Genomic DNA, 20,506 nt, shown 5'->3' with positions numbered 1-20,506 from the left:
CAAATTTATAACGTCAAGCCCGAACTAAAGCACAATAAAGAACAAATGATGAGGCAATATTCGTCAAGCCCCAATAATGCCAAACCATATGTTATGTGCCGTACTTCTTCGTGTCAAACTTTTAGCCAACTTGAATATTCAATGTAATCTTCAAGATAAATCTGTTTCATTTGTTTATCGTCTAAGTCGTCAAAGCCAAGTTTTGAACATCTTGGATACTCTGCCCACATAAAAATATCTCTGCTGTCAGTGTTAGCTTTTTTAATTAGTTCGTCTAAAGTGTCAAAGTTTTTGTTCGCAAGTTTTAAAATACCTGCTGCAATTCTGTTTTTTCCTGCTTGATTGTCGCTGTGAATAGTATTGAGTTTTGTCTTTACTGTTGCTGAATTGCTTTTGTAATCTCTCTCAATTAATGTGTCAAGCAGTTGGTCTGAAATTTTTGCAACTGGCTGGTGTCCGAATAATTTTATTTTAAGTAAGTCAAACATATCGTAATGTGTCGTGCTGCTTAATAGTTTTTGTTAAGGTTGTAATGATTGTCAAACTGTGTGCTGTGTCCACTTGCTTGTGACTTGAGCAAAAGTCCACCCGATACAAATGCTAAATTGAAAAACCAAAGAACAAAACTTGTACAAAAACTAAACAAAGATTGTCAAGCCTATGTGGGCTTTGGGTCAAGTCAAACCTAAATGATAAAGAACATTTTTACTGTCGCCCCCAAAGCTGATGAAACTGTTGGGCAGTATGGCACATAACGTTTTTCGGCTTGGCGATGTGGCGGATTTTTAGCACAAAAGTTCAATAGAGTTACTGCTGTTGAACCTTGCACAAATGTTTCAGAGAAGCACTTTAGCCGCCATATTGCCAAACCGATGTTAGCGGTTCGGCTTTCTTTTCTGTCGTCATTATTTAGCTGAATATTCATGGTCTTTACTGAATTGAAGCAATGTAATTTTCAATTTCTTCACTCTCACCAAATGCAGTTGTCGGATTGTTAAAAGGTGGTCTGTCAGAATTTTGAGGACTTAAAATTTCTCCGTTTTCAACTTCATCGCCAAATGTTGGTGTTTCTCTAAATTTTCCTTTTCCCCTAAAATTTAAAATTACTGCTTGAACTCCTGAAATGATACAAATTTGAAGTCCGGTTTCTTCACTTTCAAAAAAGTCGCTTTGGTTAAGTCGCATACGAACTGTTTTTCCTTTCAACAAACTTTCAGGACAGTATCCGTCCCACATATTTGAAATCATATTTGTTGGTTTTAAGTTGTTTCCGAAAGTAAAAAGGAATAATTCAATGTTTTCTCCTTCTGTTTCTATGTTACTTGCAACCTGCCTTGCAAGCTGTAAGAAGTCAAGATATTTTTTTTCAGCGTTGTCATAACGAATGTTGCTTAATTGCTGAAAGTTAGCATACGATTTGCTCGCAAAAACGTCAATAAGTCGCTGGTCAAGTATTAAACAAGGATTGCCGTTAAATGATATTTTGAAAAAGTAAAGTATTTTGCTATAAGTTGATAGTCCAAGTCCTGCAACATTTTTGAAAGTTAGTGTCAGGTCGTTAAAGTCTGTCGTTGTGGGGTTTGTTTTATCTCTTAAAGTCCGCAATACGTTTTCAATGGTGTCAATGTGTTTCAGAATATTTACAAAATGATTTCCACGCATTCCTGCTGTGTAGCCCCAATAAATTATCTTGATAATTGTTTCTCTCGGTTCGTTTGTTTCAAAAATGTCTTGACGGCTTATTGTCAAAGTTTTATTGTCACCAAACAACTTGTCATTGAGATTTTTTAGCCACTTAATTTCATTCTCCGCCTTTGTCCAAGTTGTTCGTTTTGTCGTAAAACATTGTTGTCTTACAGGCAGATTTGAGATTAATATTTTGTAATTGTTAATGTTCATTTGTGTCGTCTTTTAAGCTGACCGCTAACGCAAGTATATATGATATTAGGCGCACTATCAAATATTTTCTTGCTTCTGATTATCAATATATTAGTCTTCGCCTTTTTGTATTGTCGTTGTCACAATCCACGCTCTTCGCCATTTGTATTGTTGCACATTTACCAGTCTATTTTACCACTTCTAAACAAATCATCAAATGGACTAGCAATGTTAATCAATTTCTTTTTACTTACATGCAAATACCTTTCGGTAGTTTTTATGTTAAAATGACCCAATAAATCTTTTATAAACTTTATGTCCGTTCCTTTCTCTAATAAGTGTGTTGCAAAACTATGGCGCAAACTATGTATGCCTATATCTTTAGATATACTTGCTTTTTCTTTTGCCAACTGAAATATTCGCTGAATTGTTCTTGTTGGGTAAGCTGTAAACGTTTGCTCGCTTTCAAATAAATACTGCTTTGGCGTTGGCTGGTACGTTTTTATATAATCTCGCAATATATCTAGCAGTACTGGGCTTAGCCCCACGTACCTATCTTTTTTGCCCTTTGCACGTTCTATAAATATTTGCATTCTATCGCTATCTATATGTTTTATCTGTAAGGCAGCCACTTCGCTTACACGCAGGCCTGCACTGTAGGCGGTAAACAACATGGCTTTGTGCTTTTTATTGTCTAGCGCATTAAACAATTTTCCCAATTCATCTTCCCCTAAAACTTTGGGTAGCTGTAAGTGCTTCTTTGGTCTTGGCACTTCCCAAAAAAAACGTTCTTTGTTTAATACTTGTTCGTAGTAGAATTTTAGGGCGTTCATACGGCTATGTAAGGTGTTTTCGCTTAGCTGTAATGTGGTGTAGCAGTATTGCAAGTAGTCTTTTAGGCGTTGTATGCTTAGGGTATCGGCGGGGGTACTTTTTAGGGTATATAGCAGTTGCGCCATTTCGTTGGTATAGGTTTTTATGGTGCTTGTGCTATAGGCTTTTAATTGTAGGTGTTGCTGCATTTGGGGCAGTACGTGGGCATTTTTGGCATGTATTTTTAGTAGCACTGTGCTAGTAGCGGCTGGCTTTTGCTGTATTGGCTCTATGCTATTGGGGGCTGGTGATAGTGTGGTAAGTAAGCTAGCATCTATGGTTGCAATGGTTTTTACCGCTAGTTGTAGTGCATGGTAGGCTTGGTTGGTACAAGGTAAATACCAGCATTTGTGTGTTTGTGTCCATTTAGCCTCGGGCAATTGTTTTATAATGCTATTTAGTTGGGTATTTTTTGCGAAATAAATACCTATTACCATTTGTTCCTTATGCCATAATGGTTGCAATACAATGTGTAGCATACTTACTTTATTTAAAAACGAAAGCTATCATTTTTTAGCTGTCACTTCTTCCCCATCAATCCAATAGCCCTTTCCAATGCCGCTATTTCTACTTTTAGTTTCTCGTTTTCGGCTTTTAGGGCGGCTAGTTCGGTGCTTTGGTCTATAGGGGCTTGTGGTGGTAGTTCGGGTGGTAAGGTATTGGCTATGTTACGCAAAAAATTGTATTCTAGTTGTTCGCACACTGCCATTAGTGTATCTACCCTCATGGTGGGCTGTTTTAAATATTGCGTTACTGTGGTAATATTTACATTAGCTCGCCTTGCCCATGCCGCTAACGACAAACGATTATCATCTATATATTGCCTAAGCATCTTCCCTATATGTAGTGGTGGGGGCATCATTGTAAGTTTTGTATTATAAAGCCATGTAAAAACTATATTTTCCAGGGTAATATACCCATTATATTAGGTGTATTAAATAGAATAAACCAGTGTAACTAACCTAAACAATAGGTGTATCACACTGGTTTAATAGGTGTATCTAACCCTTTTAATAGATATTTTACACTAATTAAAACGGTGTATTTAACCTGTTTAATACTTATTTTATACTATTAAAATAGGCTATATACACCTGTTTATTAGGTATATATAGCCTGTAAAATAGGTTTTAATACCCCTATTTTGCATCCTGTGGCCTACCACCGCCATTGCCTTTGTAGCGGGCTTTTAGGTAGTCGTACTTAGCTTGTGCGCCCGGTACGCCTGCATCGGCTAGGCTAGCATACATTTCGTAAATTTTATTGGCTACCGTATAGCTTTCGGCGGCAGCTAGGCGCTGACTGCGTTTTAGCTTGTCTAACACCCCTTGTAGCCATGCGATTTCTGCATGTAGCTGTTTGTAAAACGTGTAATCCTTCACCATTTCGGGTACTTGTGCAGCGATATTGGGCGGCAGCATCGCCACACCTTCGGCATCGCAGGTAGTAATGGTGTCGTTTACAAATACATAGTTGTCTACATCAATACTTGGTATACCCTTTAGTTCCTCATCTGTTAAGGTTACCATTTTGGGATTAATCACAGCCGAGTAAGCGGCATGCTGCGCCGTTAAAGCAGCTTCATCGGTAGTTGAAAACGTAGTGCTGATGCGGTTTTGCAAAACATTTGCCATACAAAAATTGATTTTTTAATGAATAATTAGCGACTAAAATATAAAAATTAGCATAATTATCTATTAAGATAGTGTATTTTTTAGTTATAAATTAACAAATAGTTATGAAAAGCTAAAACGGGTGGATTTTGACTCACATGATAGCAATCGCTTTAAAAAGGAATAACAATAACAACTTAAATTAGCGTCGTAAGCAAAATTTTAAAGCGGGCTGATGGCTAATATTGTACTTTGCGCCCTTTGAAAAACTATCAACTGTTAGTTTTAAACCGTAACATTGCGAATGGCAGTGCTGCTGTAAAAGCGCAACCACCAACTAAGTTTATTGGCGTGTAACACCATGAGTGTGGCATAGCGGTACTACGTTGGTTTCATAAAAAATTGATACTTGTATGACAAAACAGAACAACACCAAAAAGGAACAAGCTTTAGAATACCACGCTCAAGGCAGGCCGGGTAAAATAGAAGTAATACCTACCAAAGAAGCCAAAACCCAACGTGACTTAAGTCTTGCTTACAGCCCGGGTGTGGCTTGGCCTTGTTTGGCTATTAAAGACAACCCCGATGATGTGTATAAATACACGGCGAAAGGCAATTTGGTAGCGGTAATAAGCAATGGTACGGCGGTATTGGGATTGGGCGATATAGGGCCAGAAGCGGGCAAGCCCGTGATGGAAGGCAAGGGTGTATTGTTTAAAATATTTGCAGATATAGATGTATTTGACATAGAGATAAATGAGAAAGACCCAGAGAAATTTGTACAAATAGTAAAAGCGCTAGAACCTACGTTTGGCGGCATTAACTTAGAAGATATTAAAAGCCCTGAATGCTTTTACATAGAGCGCGAACTAAAAGAGCGGATGAAAATCCCCGTGATGCACGATGACCAACATGGTACCGCCATCATTAGTGGTGCGGCATTGCTGAACGCATTGGATATTCAGAAGAAGAAAATAGGCAGTGCCAAATTTGTGATTAATGGCGCTGGTGCAGCCGCTATGGCTTGCGTGCAAATGTATATAGCGCTTGGCGCTAAGTACGAGAACTTCATTATGCTAGATAAAGAGGGACCACTGCACAAAGGCCGCACCGACCTTGATGAAGTGAAGCAAAAATTTGCCACAGAAAAAAGTGATTGGACACTTACCACCGCCATAAAAAATGCGGATGTATTTGTAGGACTAAGTGTAGGTAATGTGGTAACGGGCGAGATGATAAAAACCATGGCCAAAAACCCCATTGTATTTGCTATGGCCAACCCTGACCCAGAAATTACCTACGAAGAAGCGATCGCTGCTCGCAAAGACCTCATTATGGCAACGGGTAGAAGCGATTATCCTAATCAGGTAAACAATGTGCTTGGCTTCCCTTATATATTTAGAGGCGCATTAGATGTACGTGCAACTAAGATAAACGAAGCCATGAAACTAGCGGCCGTAAAGGCTTTGGCCGAACTAGCAAGAACGCCTGTGCCAGATATTGTGAACATGGCGTATAACCAAAAGAACTTGTGTTACGGGCCTACCTATATTATTCCAAAGCCGGTAGACCCCCGCCTACTAAGCACTGTAGCGCCTGCTGTAGCAAAAGCAGCCATCGAAAGCGGCGTAGCCCAAAAGCCGATTACCAATTGGGATGAATATATTGTAGAATTGAACAAACGTTTGGGCCTAGATAATCAGCTATTGCGTGTGATAGCAAGTAAGGCAAAACGTGACCCTAAACGTTTGGTATTTGCCGAAGCAGACAATGTGAAGATTTTAAAAGCTGCCAGCATACTGTATGAAGATGGTGTGGCCTACCCTATTTTGCTAGGTGACGTAAACAAGATAAAACGCATTGCTGACGAGAATGACATAGACATTCACGAAATGCAAATAATAGACCCACGAGTAGATGAGCAAGAAGAGAAACGTACTGCTTATGGTGAGCTGTTTTTTGCGAAGCGCCAACGTAGAGGTTTTAATGCGTACGAAAGCTTTAAAATGATGCAAGAGCGTAACTACTACGGCTGTATGATGGTAGAAACAGGCGATGCAGATGCCATGATTAGTGGCCTTACAAGAAACTATGCTGAAGCAATAAGACCAGCCCTACACATAATAGGTACAGAAGAGGGTGTGAAAAAGATAGCAGGTATGTATTTATTGATTACCAAGAAAGGGCCTATCTTCTTAGCGGATACTACGGTAAACTTTAACCCCACTGCAGAAGAACTAGCAGATATTGCACAAATGGTAGCGAAGGAAGTACGCAGCTTTAATATTACGCCACGCATTGCCATGCTTAGCTATAGCAACTTTGGTAGTAGCGATGGTGCAGAAGCCAAACTTGTAGCCAAAGCAACCGCTATTTTAAAACAACGGAATCCATCGTTAATAGTAGATGGTGAGATGCAAGGTAGCCTTGCGTTTAACAACGATGTGCTGAAAGAAAACTATCCTTTTAGCGAGCTGGTAGACCAAGATGTGAACGTATTGATTTTCCCGAATTTGACAGCAGGTAACTTGGCGTATCACTTACTAAAAGAGCTTGGCGGTGCAGAAGCCATTGGCCCAATTTTGCTAGGCATGAAAAAGCCTGTACATGTATTGCAGCTAGGTAGTAGTGTGCGCAATATTGTAAACATGGCATTGGTAGCGGTGGTAGATGCACAATCTAAAACCAAGCTAGATACAGAAGTAGAAGTAGCCAAAACCAGTTGGTGGAAAAGCTTGAAAAAGAAGCATAAGATGTAGGGGTGATTTATGATTTGTGGTTTTGAAACACAGAGCAAGGAAGCAAAGAAGGAATTAGTTACTGTTAATTTAAACCACAGAGCAAAGAAGCAAGGAAGGAATTAATTGCTATTTACAAGTTGCAGGTTGCAAGAAATAAAATACAAAGGAAACAAGATTCAGGTTAATTTGCTTGAATCTTGTTCTTTTAAAAATAGCCTACACCAGTAACCAGTTACTGGTAACTTGAAACTAGTAACCTGCAACTTGAAACTTGCATCTGTTCTCTCTAAAACTCGTTTCTTTGTAGCAATAACTTTAGTACATGAAATTTTTTACCCATTTAGGTGCTTACTTTTTAATGTTGAAGGGCATGTTTACCAAGCCTGAAAATTTAAAAATGTACTGGAAAGAATTTATGCACCAATGCGTAGAAATTGGCGTAGGCGCATTGCCAATTGTGGTAATTATATCCTTGTTTTTAGGTGCGGTAACCACAGTACAAACGGCTTATCAATTAGTAACTCCACTAGTACCACTTTCAACCATCGCTCAAATTGTAAGAGATAGTATGATTTTAGAACTATCGCCTACGGTATTAAGTATTGTGCTAGCTGGTGTGGTAGGCAGTAAAATAGCAAGTGAACTAGGCAATATGCGTATAAGCGAACAAATAGATGCCTTAGAAATTATGGGTATTAATACCAAAAGTTATTTGGTACTGCCCAAGTTATTGGCTAGTTTGGTAGTAATACCAGCGTTGATAGTGATTTCAGCGGTGTTGGGTATTTGGGGCGGAAGAATGGCAGGTAATTTTACAGGTATTTTAGCCCCAGATATTTATGACATTGGATTGCGTCAAAACTTAAATCTTTTCAACATACAATTTGCCATGTACAAGGCTTATACATTTGCCTTTATCGTCAGCAGTATACCAGCTTATTATGGCTACCATGTAAAAGGCGGCTCCCTAGAAATTGGTCGCTCTAGTACAAGTGCAGTAGTGGTAAGTTGTATCTTAATTCTATTTGCTGATTACGTACTTGCTGCTTTATTGTTATAATTACAAGAATTATTTTGCTATAGAATGAGTGCTATCTAAACGCATAACCACATACTTCCCTAATACCTTTTCTCTTGTAGCTGGGTTTAAAAACTCTATGCTAAGTTGCGTTACGCCATAGCTTCTACCATTGTACAATATTTTGCTTGCAGGAAATTTAGCTGTAACTACTGCTACACTGTCTTTTGGAGTCAAAATAATATCGCTACTATCTAGCTGTGCAATACTTGTTTTTTGCTTAAAAATATGATTGCCATAAAAGTGTAGCGTATAATCGTTACCAGCACCATAAATGCTCACTTTATCTTTTGGTAATTGTTGTTTGGCAATGACATCAGCCACCGTATTACCAATTTGAAACTTGAGTAAGGTTGGGTAGAATGCTGAGTTTAAGAAGATATTGACACCAATAATGGTGAAAAATGCCACTTCAAGCAGTTTAGGAAAACCCGTTTTCTTCAAAGTTAGAATATACAGCATTGCTAGCAACCCAATTGCTGCCAAACAGCCTACATACTTTGGTATAGAGGCAAATGGGATAACCAATAATGCTACCAAAGCACCCCAAATAGCGGTGAAAATAACCACATGCAATACCGTTAATGCTTTACGCCAAATAACCAATTGGTCGGTATAAGTGAGTTTGTATAAAAACTTCGCCGTAATAATAGCAGCTAAAGGAAATACGATAAAAATATAGTGTGGCAACTGTGCCTGACTACGAGCTAGGATACAATAGGTAATTACAAAACCACCTGTACTTATCCATTCTTCATTGTGAGCGAGTTTAAAACGAGCTTGAACTAAACCAACCAAATCAAATACCAAGCCTATTAAAAAGAATAAAATCCAAGGTAAAAAACTCCACAGCATATTCTCAAACAAGAACGTGAAATACCCGTTTTCGTGGTAATAATTTTCACCTGTAAAGCGGCCAAAACTCTGCGTCCAATAGTAGAATTTCAAACCAGATTTGATAGGCACATTGTTAATCAATTTGCCCGGATGTAAATCAAATTGCTGGTACAAGCCCCAACTCATAGGCACTAAGGCCACAGCAACAATGAGTAAGCCCAATACATATTCAATTCTAAACATTTGCTTCCATTCTCTTCTTAAGATAAAATGTGGCACAAATGCAAAAGCAGGCACCATCAAAGCAATTGGCCCTTTGGTCATCATACCGCCTGCTATTGCTGCAAACGCTAAAAAGAAGTTTAACCAACTTTTTGTGCTGTACCATGCTGCCAATTGCCATAGGCTAAAAATTACCCAGCCCATTAACATGGTATCGGTTCTTACATCGTGGTTGATTAAAAACAAAGCCTGACAAGTAGCCAATACCAAGGCACTTAAAACGGCAATCTCTTCTTTGTAAAACAAGAACGCCAAACGATACGTACTATAAATAGCCAATACAGCAAACAAGAAAGATGGCAAACGATACGCCCAATCATGTATGCCAAATAGCTTCATGCTTAATGCAGATAGCCAAAATAACATCGGTGGTTTGTCTAAATAATCTTTACCCAAATCAAATACTTGCAAAAAGCTATGTCGCTCAAGCATTTCACGGCTAATAGAGGCGTATTGTGCAGCATCAATATTCATTAACGGCACGCAAAACATACCCAATAAATACGCAACAGCACACAGCGTTAATATAATAATTGACGAACGTTTTGCAATCATAAACTAGGTATTTGAGAACGCAGTTGCAAGCCACCTACGTTTCTATTAAACAATAATGCCACAAGATAACCAATGCCACAACCAAGCAAGCCACCACAGATAATATCCAACGGATAATGTACACCTACATATACCTGACCATAAGCAATGGTAGCGGCCCACACAAAAAATAGTTGGTGCCATTTGCCAATAAAAGGCTTGAGTGTTTGTGAGAAAAACATCGCGATAGCAAAATGATTGGTAGCGTGAGACGATGTGAAGCTATAACCGCCTGAACAACCATCTAGTAATAAACGCACTTGAAACTGCAATACCTCATCTCTACAAGGTCTTGGGCGTGCAAAAAAGCCTTTTACTAAAGTGCTACTTGTTTGGTCTGACACCAAAATCGTTAATACAGCAAACCACAACCAATACCAAGTTCGCTTACCGAAATTGACCATCATAAAAACGAGCATAAATACATAAAAAGGCACCCAAGTAATACTATCTCTGTACCAAGGATACACAAAATCTAAAAATGGGTTGGTAAATTTGGTATTGATTTTCAAGAAAAAATAGGTATCCCATTTTTTTATCCAATCGATAATGTTGAGTAAAATAGCATTGATTGATAACATCTTGTAAAAATAAAGTTTGCCTAACCACCTCGAATAAATTTTAAGCTTTTTTTTGCAGCACAAACACTTCAAATACTGTCATTTCTGTATATTAGCAAGATAAACCGCTTCTTATGAAATTTTTATTGTTGTCAGTACTAAGTTTTAGTTCAGTTATTGGCTTTGCACAGCAATCCCCCTCACTTAAATTAGCTAGAGAAAATCGCTTAAATAATTTATCGTTGAATAAACCGATTGATAATATGCCTTCGGCAAATATTGGGCCTAGTGGTCAGATGTTTTTATATAATAATGGCAATGGTTTAAACATTTACAAAAGCCAACCAGATGACATGCCTGTGGCAAAGCCCGATAGTAGCTATCTTGATAATATGATTGCAAAGCCAACAGCACCCAAAACAATGACAGACGTAATAAATAAGCTAAAAAACAATCGCTTTCAACCAAAAGGTAATGCTAAATACAACTTTGTATTACCAACATATAAAGACTCGCTTCCCTATATTGATTCTACCAATAAATTATTATTAAAACCTAAATTTTAATTATCCTATTTTCTTCGCCACGATAATCATTCGTGGCGATTTTTTCACATCGTAACTACCCAACTGGTAATCACCAAATACATGCTGTATTTGCATTTGCTGATATGCCAACATATCTGTGAAATCGCCTAAACTAAATTTGGCGACTTTCTCTGTAGAAATATGCTTTGGCGATAAATTAGTAGCATCGGTAACCTGTATTTGCTTAAAAAATTGGTGTTCGTCGTGCCACTTACTTACATGAAAAGTGATACCGTCTATTATTTTGGTGAAACTTTTTTGTAAATGATCTTCAGTGTAATGCACATTTAAATAATCAATTACAAATAAGCCTTCTGCTCGTAGGCTTTGTGCAATGGTTCTAAGTGCATTATTATGTTCACGCTCGGTTTTAAAATAACCAAAGCTCGTGAAGAAATTAAACGCAAAATCGAAATAGTTAATCCAAAAAGGCAAGCGCATGTCATGCTCATAAAAATGCAGATGTTCAGTTTCATCAAGCTTAGCAGCAGCAATTGAAGAGGCAGATAAATCAATACCTGTTACATCAAACCCCATATCGGCCAAAGCCTTGCTGTGCCTACCTTTACCGCAAGCCACATCAAGCATCTTCGCCCCTTTTTTAGGTTGTAAATATGCTATCAAGCGTTCTAAAAATGCTTGTGCTTCATCTTCATCTCTGTTATTATATAACAAATGATAATAAGGCGAATTGAACCAATCTTTATACCACGCATTTGCTCCCATAGCGCTAAGATAAGTGGTTATAAAATTAAGGGATCAATAATCCATTTTCTATTATGTTTGCATTCCCCTATCGTTGAATTTTAAATAGACTAACTATGGCATTAATTAAGAGTATTTCTGGTATCAGGGGCACTATTGGCGGCAAACCTGGCGATACGTTAAGCCCCCTCGATGTGGTACGTTTTACGGCAGCTTATGGTACTTGGTTGGCACAACAATCTAGCAATAAAACAGTGGTTATTGGGCGTGATGGCCGTATTAGCGGTGCATTAGTAGAGCGATTGGTAATTAGCATTTTAAATGCATTAGGTTTAAATGTTATCAATCTTGGTTTAAGTACTACACCTACGGTAGAAATGGCTGTTGTTTTTCATAAAGCCGCTGGCGGTATTATTTTAACTGCAAGCCATAACCCTAAAGAGTGGAATGCTTTAAAATTATTGAATCACAAAGGCGAGTTTATTAGTGGCGCGGAAGGCGCATTGATTTTGGAAACTGCTGCAAAAGACGATTACAATTTTGTTACAGTTGATAAATTAGGTACTTACACAGAAGATACCACCGCTTTAGATAAACATATTGAAGCTGTTATTAATTATCCATTGGTAGATGCGGCAGCCATAAAAGCAGCCAACTTCTCCGTAATTGTAGATGCGATTAATAGTAGTGGGGCTATTGCTGTTCCAGCTTTATTAAAGGCACTGGGCGTAGAAGCAATAACGGTTTTAAACGAGGCTATTACAGGCAATTTTGCGCACAATCCAGAACCTTTACCAGAAAACCTACGCGAACTATGCAACGAGGTAAACAAGCAAAAAGCCGATATTGGTATTGCTGTAGACCCCGATGTAGATAGATTGTGTTTTGTATGTGAAGATGGTAGTTTGTTTGGTGAAGAATATACGTTGGTAGCTGTGGCTGATTACGTTTTAAAACATCGCAAAGGCAATACAGTAAGCAATATGTCTTCTACAAGAGCCTTAAAAGATGTAACCATTAAACATGGTGGTGAATATACCCCAAGCGCGGTGGGCGAGGTAAATGTGGTAACCAAAATGAAGGCTGTAAATGCAGTAATTGGTGGTGAAGGCAACGGCGGCATTATCGTACCAGATTTACATTATGGTCGTGATGCTTTGATTGGTATTGCCTTGTTTTTAACCCACTTAGCCCATGAGAAAAAAAGTGTAAAGCAATTGCGTAATACTTATACCAATTACTTTATGAGTAAAAATAAAATTGAGCTAGAAGCTGGATTTGATATTAAAAAAATATTTACTCATATACAAAAGAAGTACAAAAACAATCCTATCAACACTGAAGATGGATTAAAGATTGAGTTTGATACCGATTGGGTGCACTTACGGACTAGCAATACAGAGCCAATAATTCGCATTTATGCCGAAAGCAATTTTGAAACTACAGCCGATAATATTGCTAAACGCATCATGCAGGATATTAGGGAAGCGATGTAATTAAATCACCATATAGGCACAAGGTCAATAGAAAATATTGGTAAGAAGTGTTTTAATGTAACCAACTTTAGTACTACTATTTAGCTTCGGTTGTGTCACTCACTTATACGCTTAGTTCGCTATTCAGCAATTAAAGCCCTATGAGTCTAGTGTGACTATCTGGTAGATTTATAACATACCTACGGTAAGTTTTTATATTTTTACTCACAATGCAACTGCATTACAAATTGGTTGTTATAAGTTGCGGTACATTTACCTAAAGTTTAAAAAACAGATGGCAATTCTAAAATTCAGGGCATATTTAGAGGAAGACGATTCGGTGTACAGAGACATAGTAATCAAGCACAAGCAAACTTTTGAAGACTTGCATTATGCCATTCTTAAAAGCTACGAATTCGACCATAAACACCAAGCTACGTTTTATCGCAGCAACGATAATTGGGTCCGTGGTCGCGAAATAAGCTTTGAAGTGTACAATAAAGAATATGTAGCGCCGCCACTCATCATGGCAGATACAATAATAAGTTCTGAAATTTTTGATACCAATCAAAAGTTCATATATGTATATGATTTTGCAAAAAACTGGACATTTCTGGTAGAACTCATTAATGTAAGCAAAGAAGAAAGCTCAAAAATTAGTTACCCAGCTTGTTCTAGAAAAGAAGGCATTGGCCCGCAACAGTACGGTACCAAGAGCTTGCTAGGCGATAAATTTGCCGATATTGAAGAAAAATACGATCTGAAAGATGGCCTTGATGATGGCTTTGGTACAGAAGGTGAGGAAAGTGATGCCTCAGAAGAAATAGATGAGGATAGCAGCCAAAGCACTGATAGCTTGTTTGAATAAAACAGCTACTTAAAATAGTAAAAGCGAAGCCAATGGCTTCGCTTTTTTTGGTTTATTTACCAGCAGTAGTGCTACTATTTAGCTTTTGTTGTGTCACTCACTTGTACGTTCATATCGCTTTGCAGCTTTTACCAAAGCGTATATTTAAAACCTACTGTGTGTTCTTTGTATCCTTAGTTGCTTTGTGTGAGATATTTACAATTTCCAATCTACAATTTCCTTTGCCCATTCTGTTCTGTAAGGTGTGGTTACACGAATATAATTATCGGTATAGCCTTCCATCATACCATTTTTATCAAAAGCTTCAAATAACACCTTACGTGTTTGACCAGCAAACTGTGCATTAAAATATTGTTGTTTCATGTAGCTCAAGTTGCGTAATGCTTTGTTACGGTCAAAACGCTTGTTATGCGGCACAATCGGTTTAATATCTAACGCAACTGTATTGGCGCGTTCAGAATACGTGAACACATGCAGATAAGTAATATCTAGACTATGCAAAAAGTCAAATGTCTCTTGAAAAGCAGCATCGGTTTCTCCAGGAAAACCCACAATCACATCTACTCCAATGGCACAATGTGGCATCAAAGTTTTAATTAGAGCCACACGTTCAGCGTACAATTCACGCTTGTAACGGCGGCGCATTAAGCCCAAAACGGTGTTACTACCGCTTTGTAAAGGAATATGAAAATGCGGCATAAACTTTTTGCTATCTGCCACAAAAGCAATCATCTCATTGGTCAATAAATTCGGCTCAATAGAGGATATTCTGTAGCGTTCTATACCTTCAACTTGATCTAGTGCTTTAATTAATTCGAAGAAATCTTCTTCGTGTTTGCCACCTTCTGGCCCCTTACCAAAGTCACCCAAATTAATGCCAGTCAATACAATTTCTTTAGTACCGCTAGCAGCAATTGCTTCTGCATTGTTAACTACATTGGCAATACTATCGCTGCGGCTTTTACCACGAGCCATAGGTATGGTGCAAAACGAGCAATTATAGTCGCAACCATCTTGAACTTTTAAAAAAGTTCTAGTTCTATCGTTCATAGAATAAGTAGCAGTAAAACCACTTACTTCTTCAATATCACAACTGCATATTTTAGCGCTGTCACCTTTTGTTAAATCTGCTAAATGCTGTACAATATTAAATTTCTCAGCAGCACCTAACACTAGGTCAACACCAGGTATTTCTGCTATTTCTTTAGGTTTTAATTGGGCATAACAACCTGTAATGACCACTAAACTTTCTGGCGATTTGCGTTGAATACGGCGCACCAAATGCCTACACTCTTTATCTGCATTATCGGTTACAGAACAAGTGTTAATCACATACACATCTGCCTGTTCTTCAAAAGATGTTTTTACGAACCCTTCAGTTTCTAACAAGCGAGAAATAGTGGATGTTTCAGAGAAATTTAGTTTGCAGCCCAATGTGTGAAAGGCTACCGTACGCTGCTTTTGCATTTGGCAAAGATAAATTGTCTGAACGAATGTCTGAACGGGGATTTTGTAGGATTATTTAGATTAAAGGGAACACAACCAAGGAGGTGACAAATTAATCTCAAAATTAGCTACATCCTACAAAATCTCCGTTCAGACGATAATCTACCTTGGCAATACATAACTTTTTACATCATCAGCAGTAATCGTTTTACCTGAAAGGATGATTAGGCGCTCTACCACATTGCGTAATTCACGAATATTACCTGTCCAATTGTGTTGCTGCAAAGCTTCCAAAGCGGGTTTTTCAATAACTTTTACTTGCTGACCATATTCAGTAGCAATGTCTTGTAAAAACTTATCTACTAATAAAGGTATATCTTCCCTGCGCTCATTTAAAGTAGGTACGTGAATTAAAATGACACCCAAGCGGTGGTACAAATCCATCCTGAAGTTTTTAGCTTCAACTTCTTCCAATAAGTTTTTATTGGTAGCAGCTACCACACGTACATCTACATTTATTTCTTTATCGCCACCTACGCGTGTAATTTTTGCTTCCTGTAAGGCACGTAACACTTTGGCTTGTGCAGAAAGGCTCATATCGCCTATTTCATCTAAAAACAAAGTGCCGCCATTAGCTTGCTCAAACTTACCAATACGCTGTTTTATAGCCGAAGTGAAAGAACCTTTTTCATGTCCAAACAATTCACTTTCAATGAGTTCGCTTGGTATGGCGGCGCAGTTTACTTCAACCAACGCATTACCACTTCTAGCACTTTTTTCGTGTAACCAACGAGCCACCAATTCTTTACCGCTACCATTCTCGCCTGTTACCAAAACCCTTGCTTCGGTTGGCGCCACTTTTTCTATTGTCGCTTTAATTTTTTTAATGACTTCGCTTTCGCCAATAATGTCTTGCACTTTACTCGCCTTGCGCTTCAACACTTTGGTTTCTTTTACCAAAGTATTTTTGTCCATTGCGTTGCGAATGGTAATTAATAAACGGTTTAAATCTGGTGGTTTTGAAATATAATCATATGCCCCTTTTTTAACAGCATCTACAGCAGTTTCAATATTACCATGACCGCTAATCATAATAATTGGTACATCAGGGTTGGCTTCCGTAGCTTTTTGCAAAAATTCAATGCCATCCAACTTAGGCATTTTAATATCGCACAACACCACATCAAAACTTGCGGCTAAAAACTTTTTCAAACCTTCTTCGCCGTCGGCCGCTTCTTCTACTTTATAGCCTTCATTACCTAAAATATCCTTTAATACATTACGTATTGCGCGTTCGTCATCTATAATTAAAATATTTGCCATAATTACCTTTGTATTTTGCTAAGATTAAAGAAGCTCTATTCTTTTATTTACCAATTAATGTTACACCCACCATAAAAATTGATAGCCGCTGCTGGATTGTAAAAGCGCTTGCCCACAGCATTAATATCGTTACCCAAACTATACAATTGATTTAGTAAATTATCACCACCGATATAAAACTGCATGGTTGCTTTTTTTAACTTCATATTAATGCCAGCTTTTGCTTGTAGCAAATTGTATGCCTCAGTGAAAACATCGTTCGCATCGGTAAGCGACAAAGCAGATGTGTAAGTGTCAGAAACATTAAAAAACAGGCCTTTTACCATGGCTATTTGTAAGCCATTTACCAAAATATGTTTGGGGACACCTGTTAATTGATTGCCAGAATAATTACTTGCCCCTTGCTGATAAGTTATAAACTTGTAAGGTTGATAGCTATAACTTTCGGTAAGTTGAATGGTTTTAAAAAAGTGAGCCCCATTACGCAGTAAATGATACTGCAACCACACTTCCACCCCATTTTGTTTGGTATCGCCTGCGTTTACAAAGTATTGTGTACCATCGGTATTATTCCGAGTAACTATGGCATTTTGTAGGCGAAAACGGTAATAATTAACATCAAATACTAATTTATTTTTTATAATACTACCTTTTAGACCTAATTCGACATTCCAGCCATCTTCGGGCTGTAAAGTGGTGTTGAATGAGCGACTAGAAGGTCTAATTTCGGCTAAAGAGGGCGGACTAAAGCCTTTAGACAAAGAAGCATACAAAGCAACTTGAGGCATGAACTGGTACAGAGCTGCCAAACGAGGCATCACCGCTACATCTGTGGTTTTCTTTGTGAAGGTTGGGTTAGCATCGGTTAAACGTTCATAGCGGTAGTTTTGGTTATTGGCACTAATACCTGCATTTACATTAAAATGTTTACCACTCATTTGAATTTGTGTAAAAGCAAACCATTGATTTATATAAACATTATCTTTAAACTGAACAGTATCTATTACACCACCACGATTTCCATAATCATCAATTTTAGAATGATTGGCCAATAATTCACCACCACTAAGCCACTGTAAGTTTAAATGGCCATACTGTTGTTGGTAAATCAACTTACCATTACCACCAAAATTGATTTCATTGCGTTTCTCATAATTCGTAATAAACGGATTTCTAAAATCTGTATGATGAAACACAATCCCCGCTTCGGTAGACCAATTTTGATTAATGGTATAAGTATAATGTAATCCAATAAAAAATGTATTATTATAGATGGTTGTTTGTTGCTGTACAGCACCTGGAATGCCATTGGCGGGCTGCCTTGCCAAGGTTGGGTCTTGCAGCATTTGAGCCAAAGTAATACCACCAGGTGTTTGATACATTTGCGCTGTATAAAAACTTATCAAGTCAAATTGTTGCTTATTTTTCTTAAAACTTGCTTCCCAAGTAATATTATCTTTTTGTGAGGCAGATTGCTGCCTATAACCATCACTTTGTTGATGACTTTGTATCAATTTAGAACTAAAATTTTGGCTTTGATATTCCCAGCTACTACCCTCTTGAAATAAACCAAAACTACCGCCTGTTGCATTTATGCAATAAGAATTTTTAGTCATACTAACAAAATCATTGTTTGACTGTAGTAAAACCACGCCACCTGTGTTTGCGCCATATAAGCTAGCAGCAGGCCCTTTAATAATTTCCAATGAAGATAATTGGGTGGCATCAATTAAATTAAAATAAGTATTGCCACTTCCATCTGTCATAGGCAATCCATTCCAATATATTTTTATATTTCTAACACCAAATGGTGATCTTAACAAACTTCCCCTAATACTTAATCGATAACTGCTAGGGCTACGTTCTTCCATTCGCACACCTGGGATGGTGTTGATTGCTGGCAAAAGATTAGTAGTACCAATATACGCCACTTCTTTTGTAGTAATTCTACCAACAGAAGCAGGTACATCTTTCCAATGTTTATTTAATCCAAAAGCATGAATACGTACTTCAGTTAATGTGTCTGTACTAATAACTAAGGAATCTGTTTGACTTTTACCAAATAAAACTTTAAATGATAAAAGCAAAATGAGTAAATATTTCTTCACTTTATAAATTTAACAAAGAATAAAAAAGGCAACAAATCACATGTACAAAAAAAATATTCGAATATTTATAAAATAATCTTGTGAAAAATTTGTTAACAACTGAAAAAAGTGTCTAAATTACAACACCAAGTCTAAATACCCCAAATTCATCATGACAACCCTAAACAAAACTGACATTTCTATCACAGAAGTTGTGTACGATTTGATGATGGTAAATGTAAACAGAGCATCGCTTTTAAAGAACTGCATCACTTATGTTATTAGAAATCAAGCGAACAAATTAATTAGAAAAGGTAACTTTTCGGGATACCACGTGCAATTGCGTATGACGCATCTTGAAGATGGCAAGTATGAGTTTGACATGTTTATTGAAGACAAACTTTACTTGAACATACCTTTTGAAAAAAGAACACTAGACAAAGGTCAGTTACTATTCAACTAAATTTCTACTCAGCTAGTCCAATAAAAAGCCCGAAATGTAATACACGTTTCGGGCTTTAAGACATTATTATATGGATGATTATTTACCAACCACCTCTTTTACTAATTTTACGGTTCTTGCAACATCTGGTATAGCTAATGCAGCTAGATTTGGTGCATAGTGCATTGGTGCATCTGCACTCGTAATTCTACGAATTGGTGCATCTAAATAATCAAACCCTTCTTTTTGAATACGGTAAGTAATTTCAGAACTTACAGAAGCGAAAGGCCATTGCTCTTCTACAATTACCAAACGATTGGTTTTCTTAACGCTTTCTAAAATACATTTCCAATCTAGAGGACGTATTGAACGTAGATCAATAACTTCAGCATTAATACCCTCTTTCTCTAATTCAGCAGCAGCTCCAAGTGCTACTTTCATCATTTTATTATACGATACGATAGTTACGTCTGTACCATATTTTTTGATATCAGCTTTACCAATTGGTATGTAGTATTCTTCTTCAGGTACTTCGCTTTTATCGCCATACATCACCTCACTTTCCATAAATATCACTGGATCTTTTTCGTAGCGAATAGCTTGCTTCAATAAACCTTTTGCGTCGTAACCATTTGATGGTGATACCACTTTAAGACCAGGAATATTTGCATATAATGCTTCAAAAGCAGTCGAGTGTTGTGCACCTAGTTGACCAGCACTACCATTAGGTCCTCGAAATACAATTGGGCAACCAATTTGTCCGCCGCTCATAGCAAGCATTTTAGAAGCTGTATTTAAGATTTGATCCAATGGCAACACGGCAAAATTCCATGTCATAAATTCAACAATTGGCAGTAAGCCATTTTGCGCAGCACCAACAGCAATAGCTGCAAAACCAAGTTCAGCAATTGGTGTATCTATCACACGTTTTGGACCAAATTCAGCTAGCATACCTTGACTTACCTTATAGGCGCCATTGTACTCAGCAACTTCTTCACCCATTAAAAACACTCTGTCATCTCTTCTCATCTCCTCACTCATGGCTTCTCGTAGAGCCTCTCTAAAAGCTATTGAACGCATGTATAGTCTTTTTAAAATTGAGTTGCAAAAATATAGG

19 protein-coding genes are annotated in these 20,506 nt (G+C 37.6%); 6 read left to right on the top strand and 13 right to left on the bottom strand.

Translation table 11 applies throughout. The annotated features are described in order from the left end of the window. Window positions 1-113 precede the first annotated feature (113 nt). The 6 genes from ACFOW1_RS02160 to ACFOW1_RS02135 form a co-directional block, all read right to left on the bottom strand. Entirely contained in the window at window positions 114-488 is a 375-nt protein-coding gene (locus ACFOW1_RS02160; protein ID WP_379012004.1) for a hypothetical protein, read from the bottom strand. 197 nt (window positions 489-685) lie between these two features. Further along, the gene (locus ACFOW1_RS02155; RefSeq protein ID WP_379012002.1) at window positions 686-925 is read right to left on the bottom strand and encodes a hypothetical protein; all 240 of its coding nucleotides are present in this window, start codon (window positions 923-925) and stop codon (window positions 686-688) included. A 5-nt stretch (window positions 926-930) separates the two neighbouring features. Continuing rightward, window positions 931-1,899, bottom strand: coding sequence for an 8-oxoguanine DNA glycosylase OGG fold protein (locus tag ACFOW1_RS02150; protein WP_379012000.1), 969 nt, complete (start codon window positions 1,897-1,899; stop codon window positions 931-933). A gap of 158 nt (window positions 1,900-2,057) precedes the next feature. Then, entirely contained in the window at window positions 2,058-3,230 is a 1,173-nt protein-coding gene (locus ACFOW1_RS02145; RefSeq protein WP_379011999.1) for a tyrosine-type recombinase/integrase, read from the bottom strand. 41 nt (window positions 3,231-3,271) lie between these two features. Continuing rightward, entirely contained in the window at window positions 3,272-3,583 is a 312-nt protein-coding gene (locus tag ACFOW1_RS02140) for a helix-turn-helix domain-containing protein (RefSeq protein ID WP_379011997.1), read from the bottom strand. Window positions 3,584-3,890: 307 nt separating this feature from the next. Then, window positions 3,891-4,385: a hypothetical protein gene (locus ACFOW1_RS02135; RefSeq protein ID WP_379011995.1), complete on the bottom strand. Its 495-nt coding sequence runs from the start codon at window positions 4,383-4,385 to the stop codon at window positions 3,891-3,893. A gap of 392 nt (window positions 4,386-4,777) precedes the next feature. Here ACFOW1_RS02135 and ACFOW1_RS02130 point away from each other — a divergent pair, with 392 nt between their 5' ends. Beyond that, complete coding sequence (locus ACFOW1_RS02130) at window positions 4,778-7,123, top strand: NADP-dependent malic enzyme (protein ID WP_379011994.1); 2,346 nt, start codon at window positions 4,778-4,780, stop codon at window positions 7,121-7,123. Between the two features lie 304 nt (window positions 7,124-7,427). Continuing rightward, the gene (locus ACFOW1_RS02125) at window positions 7,428-8,165 is read left to right on the top strand and encodes an MlaE family ABC transporter permease (protein ID WP_379011992.1); all 738 of its coding nucleotides are present in this window, start codon (window positions 7,428-7,430) and stop codon (window positions 8,163-8,165) included. 9 nt (window positions 8,166-8,174) lie between these two features. Here ACFOW1_RS02125 and ACFOW1_RS02120 read toward each other — a convergent pair whose 3' ends face one another. After that, window positions 8,175-9,857 carry an ArnT family glycosyltransferase gene (locus ACFOW1_RS02120; protein WP_379011991.1) on the bottom strand — a complete coding sequence of 561 codons (1,683 nt, stop codon included), beginning with the start codon at window positions 9,855-9,857 and terminating at the stop codon, window positions 8,175-8,177. Further along, the gene (locus tag ACFOW1_RS02115) at window positions 9,854-10,477 is read right to left on the bottom strand and encodes a phosphatase PAP2 family protein (RefSeq protein WP_379011989.1); all 624 of its coding nucleotides are present in this window, start codon (window positions 10,475-10,477) and stop codon (window positions 9,854-9,856) included. The genes ACFOW1_RS02120 and ACFOW1_RS02115 overlap by 4 nt, the downstream gene beginning before the upstream one ends. A 113-nt stretch (window positions 10,478-10,590) precedes the next feature. Here ACFOW1_RS02115 and ACFOW1_RS02110 point away from each other — a divergent pair, with 113 nt between their 5' ends. Beyond that, complete coding sequence (locus tag ACFOW1_RS02110; RefSeq protein WP_379011987.1) at window positions 10,591-11,022, top strand: hypothetical protein; 432 nt, start codon at window positions 10,591-10,593, stop codon at window positions 11,020-11,022. On the opposite strand, the gene ACFOW1_RS02105 is transcribed toward ACFOW1_RS02110, so the two are convergent. Beyond that, complete coding sequence (locus ACFOW1_RS02105; protein WP_379011984.1) at window positions 11,023-11,769, bottom strand: class I SAM-dependent methyltransferase; 747 nt, start codon at window positions 11,767-11,769, stop codon at window positions 11,023-11,025. It lies immediately after the preceding gene. 95 nt (window positions 11,770-11,864) lie between these two features. Here ACFOW1_RS02105 and glmM point away from each other — a divergent pair, with 95 nt between their 5' ends. Next, a complete protein-coding gene (gene glmM, locus ACFOW1_RS02100) occupies window positions 11,865-13,244 on the top strand; it encodes a phosphoglucosamine mutase (protein WP_379011983.1) in 1,380 nt (459 codons plus the stop codon). Window positions 13,245-13,518: 274 nt separating this feature from the next. Beyond that, a complete protein-coding gene (locus ACFOW1_RS02095) occupies window positions 13,519-14,091 on the top strand; it encodes an IS1096 element passenger TnpR family protein (protein WP_379011982.1) in 573 nt (190 codons plus the stop codon). 195 nt (window positions 14,092-14,286) lie between these two features. Here the strand turns inward: ACFOW1_RS02095 and mtaB are convergent, their stop codons facing one another. From mtaB to ACFOW1_RS02080, 3 genes are all read right to left on the bottom strand, one after another. Then, the gene (gene mtaB / locus ACFOW1_RS02090) at window positions 14,287-15,558 is read right to left on the bottom strand and encodes a tRNA (N(6)-L-threonylcarbamoyladenosine(37)-C(2))-methylthiotransferase MtaB (protein ID WP_379011980.1); all 1,272 of its coding nucleotides are present in this window, start codon (window positions 15,556-15,558) and stop codon (window positions 14,287-14,289) included. Window positions 15,559-15,699: 141 nt separating this feature from the next. Next, window positions 15,700-16,860 carry a sigma-54-dependent transcriptional regulator gene (locus ACFOW1_RS02085; protein ID WP_379011978.1) on the bottom strand — a complete coding sequence of 387 codons (1,161 nt, stop codon included), beginning with the start codon at window positions 16,858-16,860 and terminating at the stop codon, window positions 15,700-15,702. 47 nt (window positions 16,861-16,907) lie between these two features. Further along, window positions 16,908-18,968: a TonB-dependent receptor gene (locus ACFOW1_RS02080; protein WP_379011975.1), complete on the bottom strand. Its 2,061-nt coding sequence runs from the start codon at window positions 18,966-18,968 to the stop codon at window positions 16,908-16,910. 151 nt (window positions 18,969-19,119) lie between these two features. On the opposite strand from ACFOW1_RS02080, the gene ACFOW1_RS02075 reads away from it, so the two are divergent. Further along, window positions 19,120-19,410 (top strand): hypothetical protein, encoded by a 291-nt coding sequence (locus tag ACFOW1_RS02075; RefSeq protein WP_379011973.1) that lies wholly within the window; start codon window positions 19,120-19,122, stop codon window positions 19,408-19,410. Window positions 19,411-19,488: 78 nt separating this feature from the next. On the opposite strand, the gene ACFOW1_RS02070 is transcribed toward ACFOW1_RS02075, so the two are convergent. Further along, window positions 19,489-20,469, bottom strand: coding sequence for a pyruvate dehydrogenase complex E1 component subunit beta (locus ACFOW1_RS02070; RefSeq protein ID WP_379011971.1), 981 nt, complete (start codon window positions 20,467-20,469; stop codon window positions 19,489-19,491). Window positions 20,470-20,506 lie beyond the last annotated feature (37 nt).

This window comes from Parasediminibacterium paludis, assembly GCF_042651445.1.
Taxonomy (GTDB): Bacteria; Bacteroidota; Bacteroidia; order Chitinophagales; family Chitinophagaceae; genus Parasediminibacterium; species Parasediminibacterium paludis.
The sequence above is the reverse complement of the archived record's forward strand: the minus strand, read 5'-3'. Positions and strand labels throughout refer to the sequence as shown.

What these genes read in the sequence shown, in the direction of transcription:
- ACFOW1_RS02135 (WP_379011995.1), bottom strand. Translation starts at nt 4,385, where the DNA reads ATGGCAAATGTTTTGCAAAACCGCATCAGCACTACGTTTTCAACTACC.
- ACFOW1_RS02115 (WP_379011989.1), bottom strand. Translation starts at nt 10,477, where the DNA reads ATGTTATCAATCAATGCTATTTTACTCAACATTATCGATTGGATAAAA.
- ACFOW1_RS02130 (WP_379011994.1), top strand. Translation starts at nt 4,778, where the DNA reads ATGACAAAACAGAACAACACCAAAAAGGAACAAGCTTTAGAATACCAC.
- mtaB (WP_379011980.1), bottom strand. Translation starts at nt 15,558, where the DNA reads ATGCAAAAGCAGCGTACGGTAGCCTTTCACACATTGGGCTGCAAACTA.
- ACFOW1_RS02095 (WP_379011982.1), top strand. Translation starts at nt 13,519, where the DNA reads ATGGCAATTCTAAAATTCAGGGCATATTTAGAGGAAGACGATTCGGTG.
- ACFOW1_RS02070 (WP_379011971.1), bottom strand. Translation starts at nt 20,469, where the DNA reads ATGCGTTCAATAGCTTTTAGAGAGGCTCTACGAGAAGCCATGAGTGAG.
- ACFOW1_RS02110 (WP_379011987.1), top strand. Translation starts at nt 10,591, where the DNA reads ATGAAATTTTTATTGTTGTCAGTACTAAGTTTTAGTTCAGTTATTGGC.
- ACFOW1_RS02155 (WP_379012002.1), bottom strand. Translation starts at nt 925, where the DNA reads ATGAATATTCAGCTAAATAATGACGACAGAAAAGAAAGCCGAACCGCT.
- ACFOW1_RS02150 (WP_379012000.1), bottom strand. Translation starts at nt 1,899, where the DNA reads ATGAACATTAACAATTACAAAATATTAATCTCAAATCTGCCTGTAAGA.
- ACFOW1_RS02075 (WP_379011973.1), top strand. Translation starts at nt 19,120, where the DNA reads ATGACAACCCTAAACAAAACTGACATTTCTATCACAGAAGTTGTGTAC.
- ACFOW1_RS02160 (WP_379012004.1), bottom strand. Translation starts at nt 488, where the DNA reads ATGTTTGACTTACTTAAAATAAAATTATTCGGACACCAGCCAGTTGCA.
- glmM (WP_379011983.1), top strand. Translation starts at nt 11,865, where the DNA reads ATGGCATTAATTAAGAGTATTTCTGGTATCAGGGGCACTATTGGCGGC.
- ACFOW1_RS02120 (WP_379011991.1), bottom strand. Translation starts at nt 9,857, where the DNA reads ATGATTGCAAAACGTTCGTCAATTATTATATTAACGCTGTGTGCTGTT.
- ACFOW1_RS02105 (WP_379011984.1), bottom strand. Translation starts at nt 11,769, where the DNA reads ATGGGAGCAAATGCGTGGTATAAAGATTGGTTCAATTCGCCTTATTAT.
- ACFOW1_RS02140 (WP_379011997.1), bottom strand. Translation starts at nt 3,583, where the DNA reads ATGCTTAGGCAATATATAGATGATAATCGTTTGTCGTTAGCGGCATGG.
- ACFOW1_RS02125 (WP_379011992.1), top strand. Translation starts at nt 7,428, where the DNA reads ATGAAATTTTTTACCCATTTAGGTGCTTACTTTTTAATGTTGAAGGGC.
- ACFOW1_RS02145 (WP_379011999.1), bottom strand. Translation starts at nt 3,230, where the DNA reads ATGCTACACATTGTATTGCAACCATTATGGCATAAGGAACAAATGGTA.
- ACFOW1_RS02085 (WP_379011978.1), bottom strand. Translation starts at nt 16,860, where the DNA reads ATGGCAAATATTTTAATTATAGATGACGAACGCGCAATACGTAATGTA.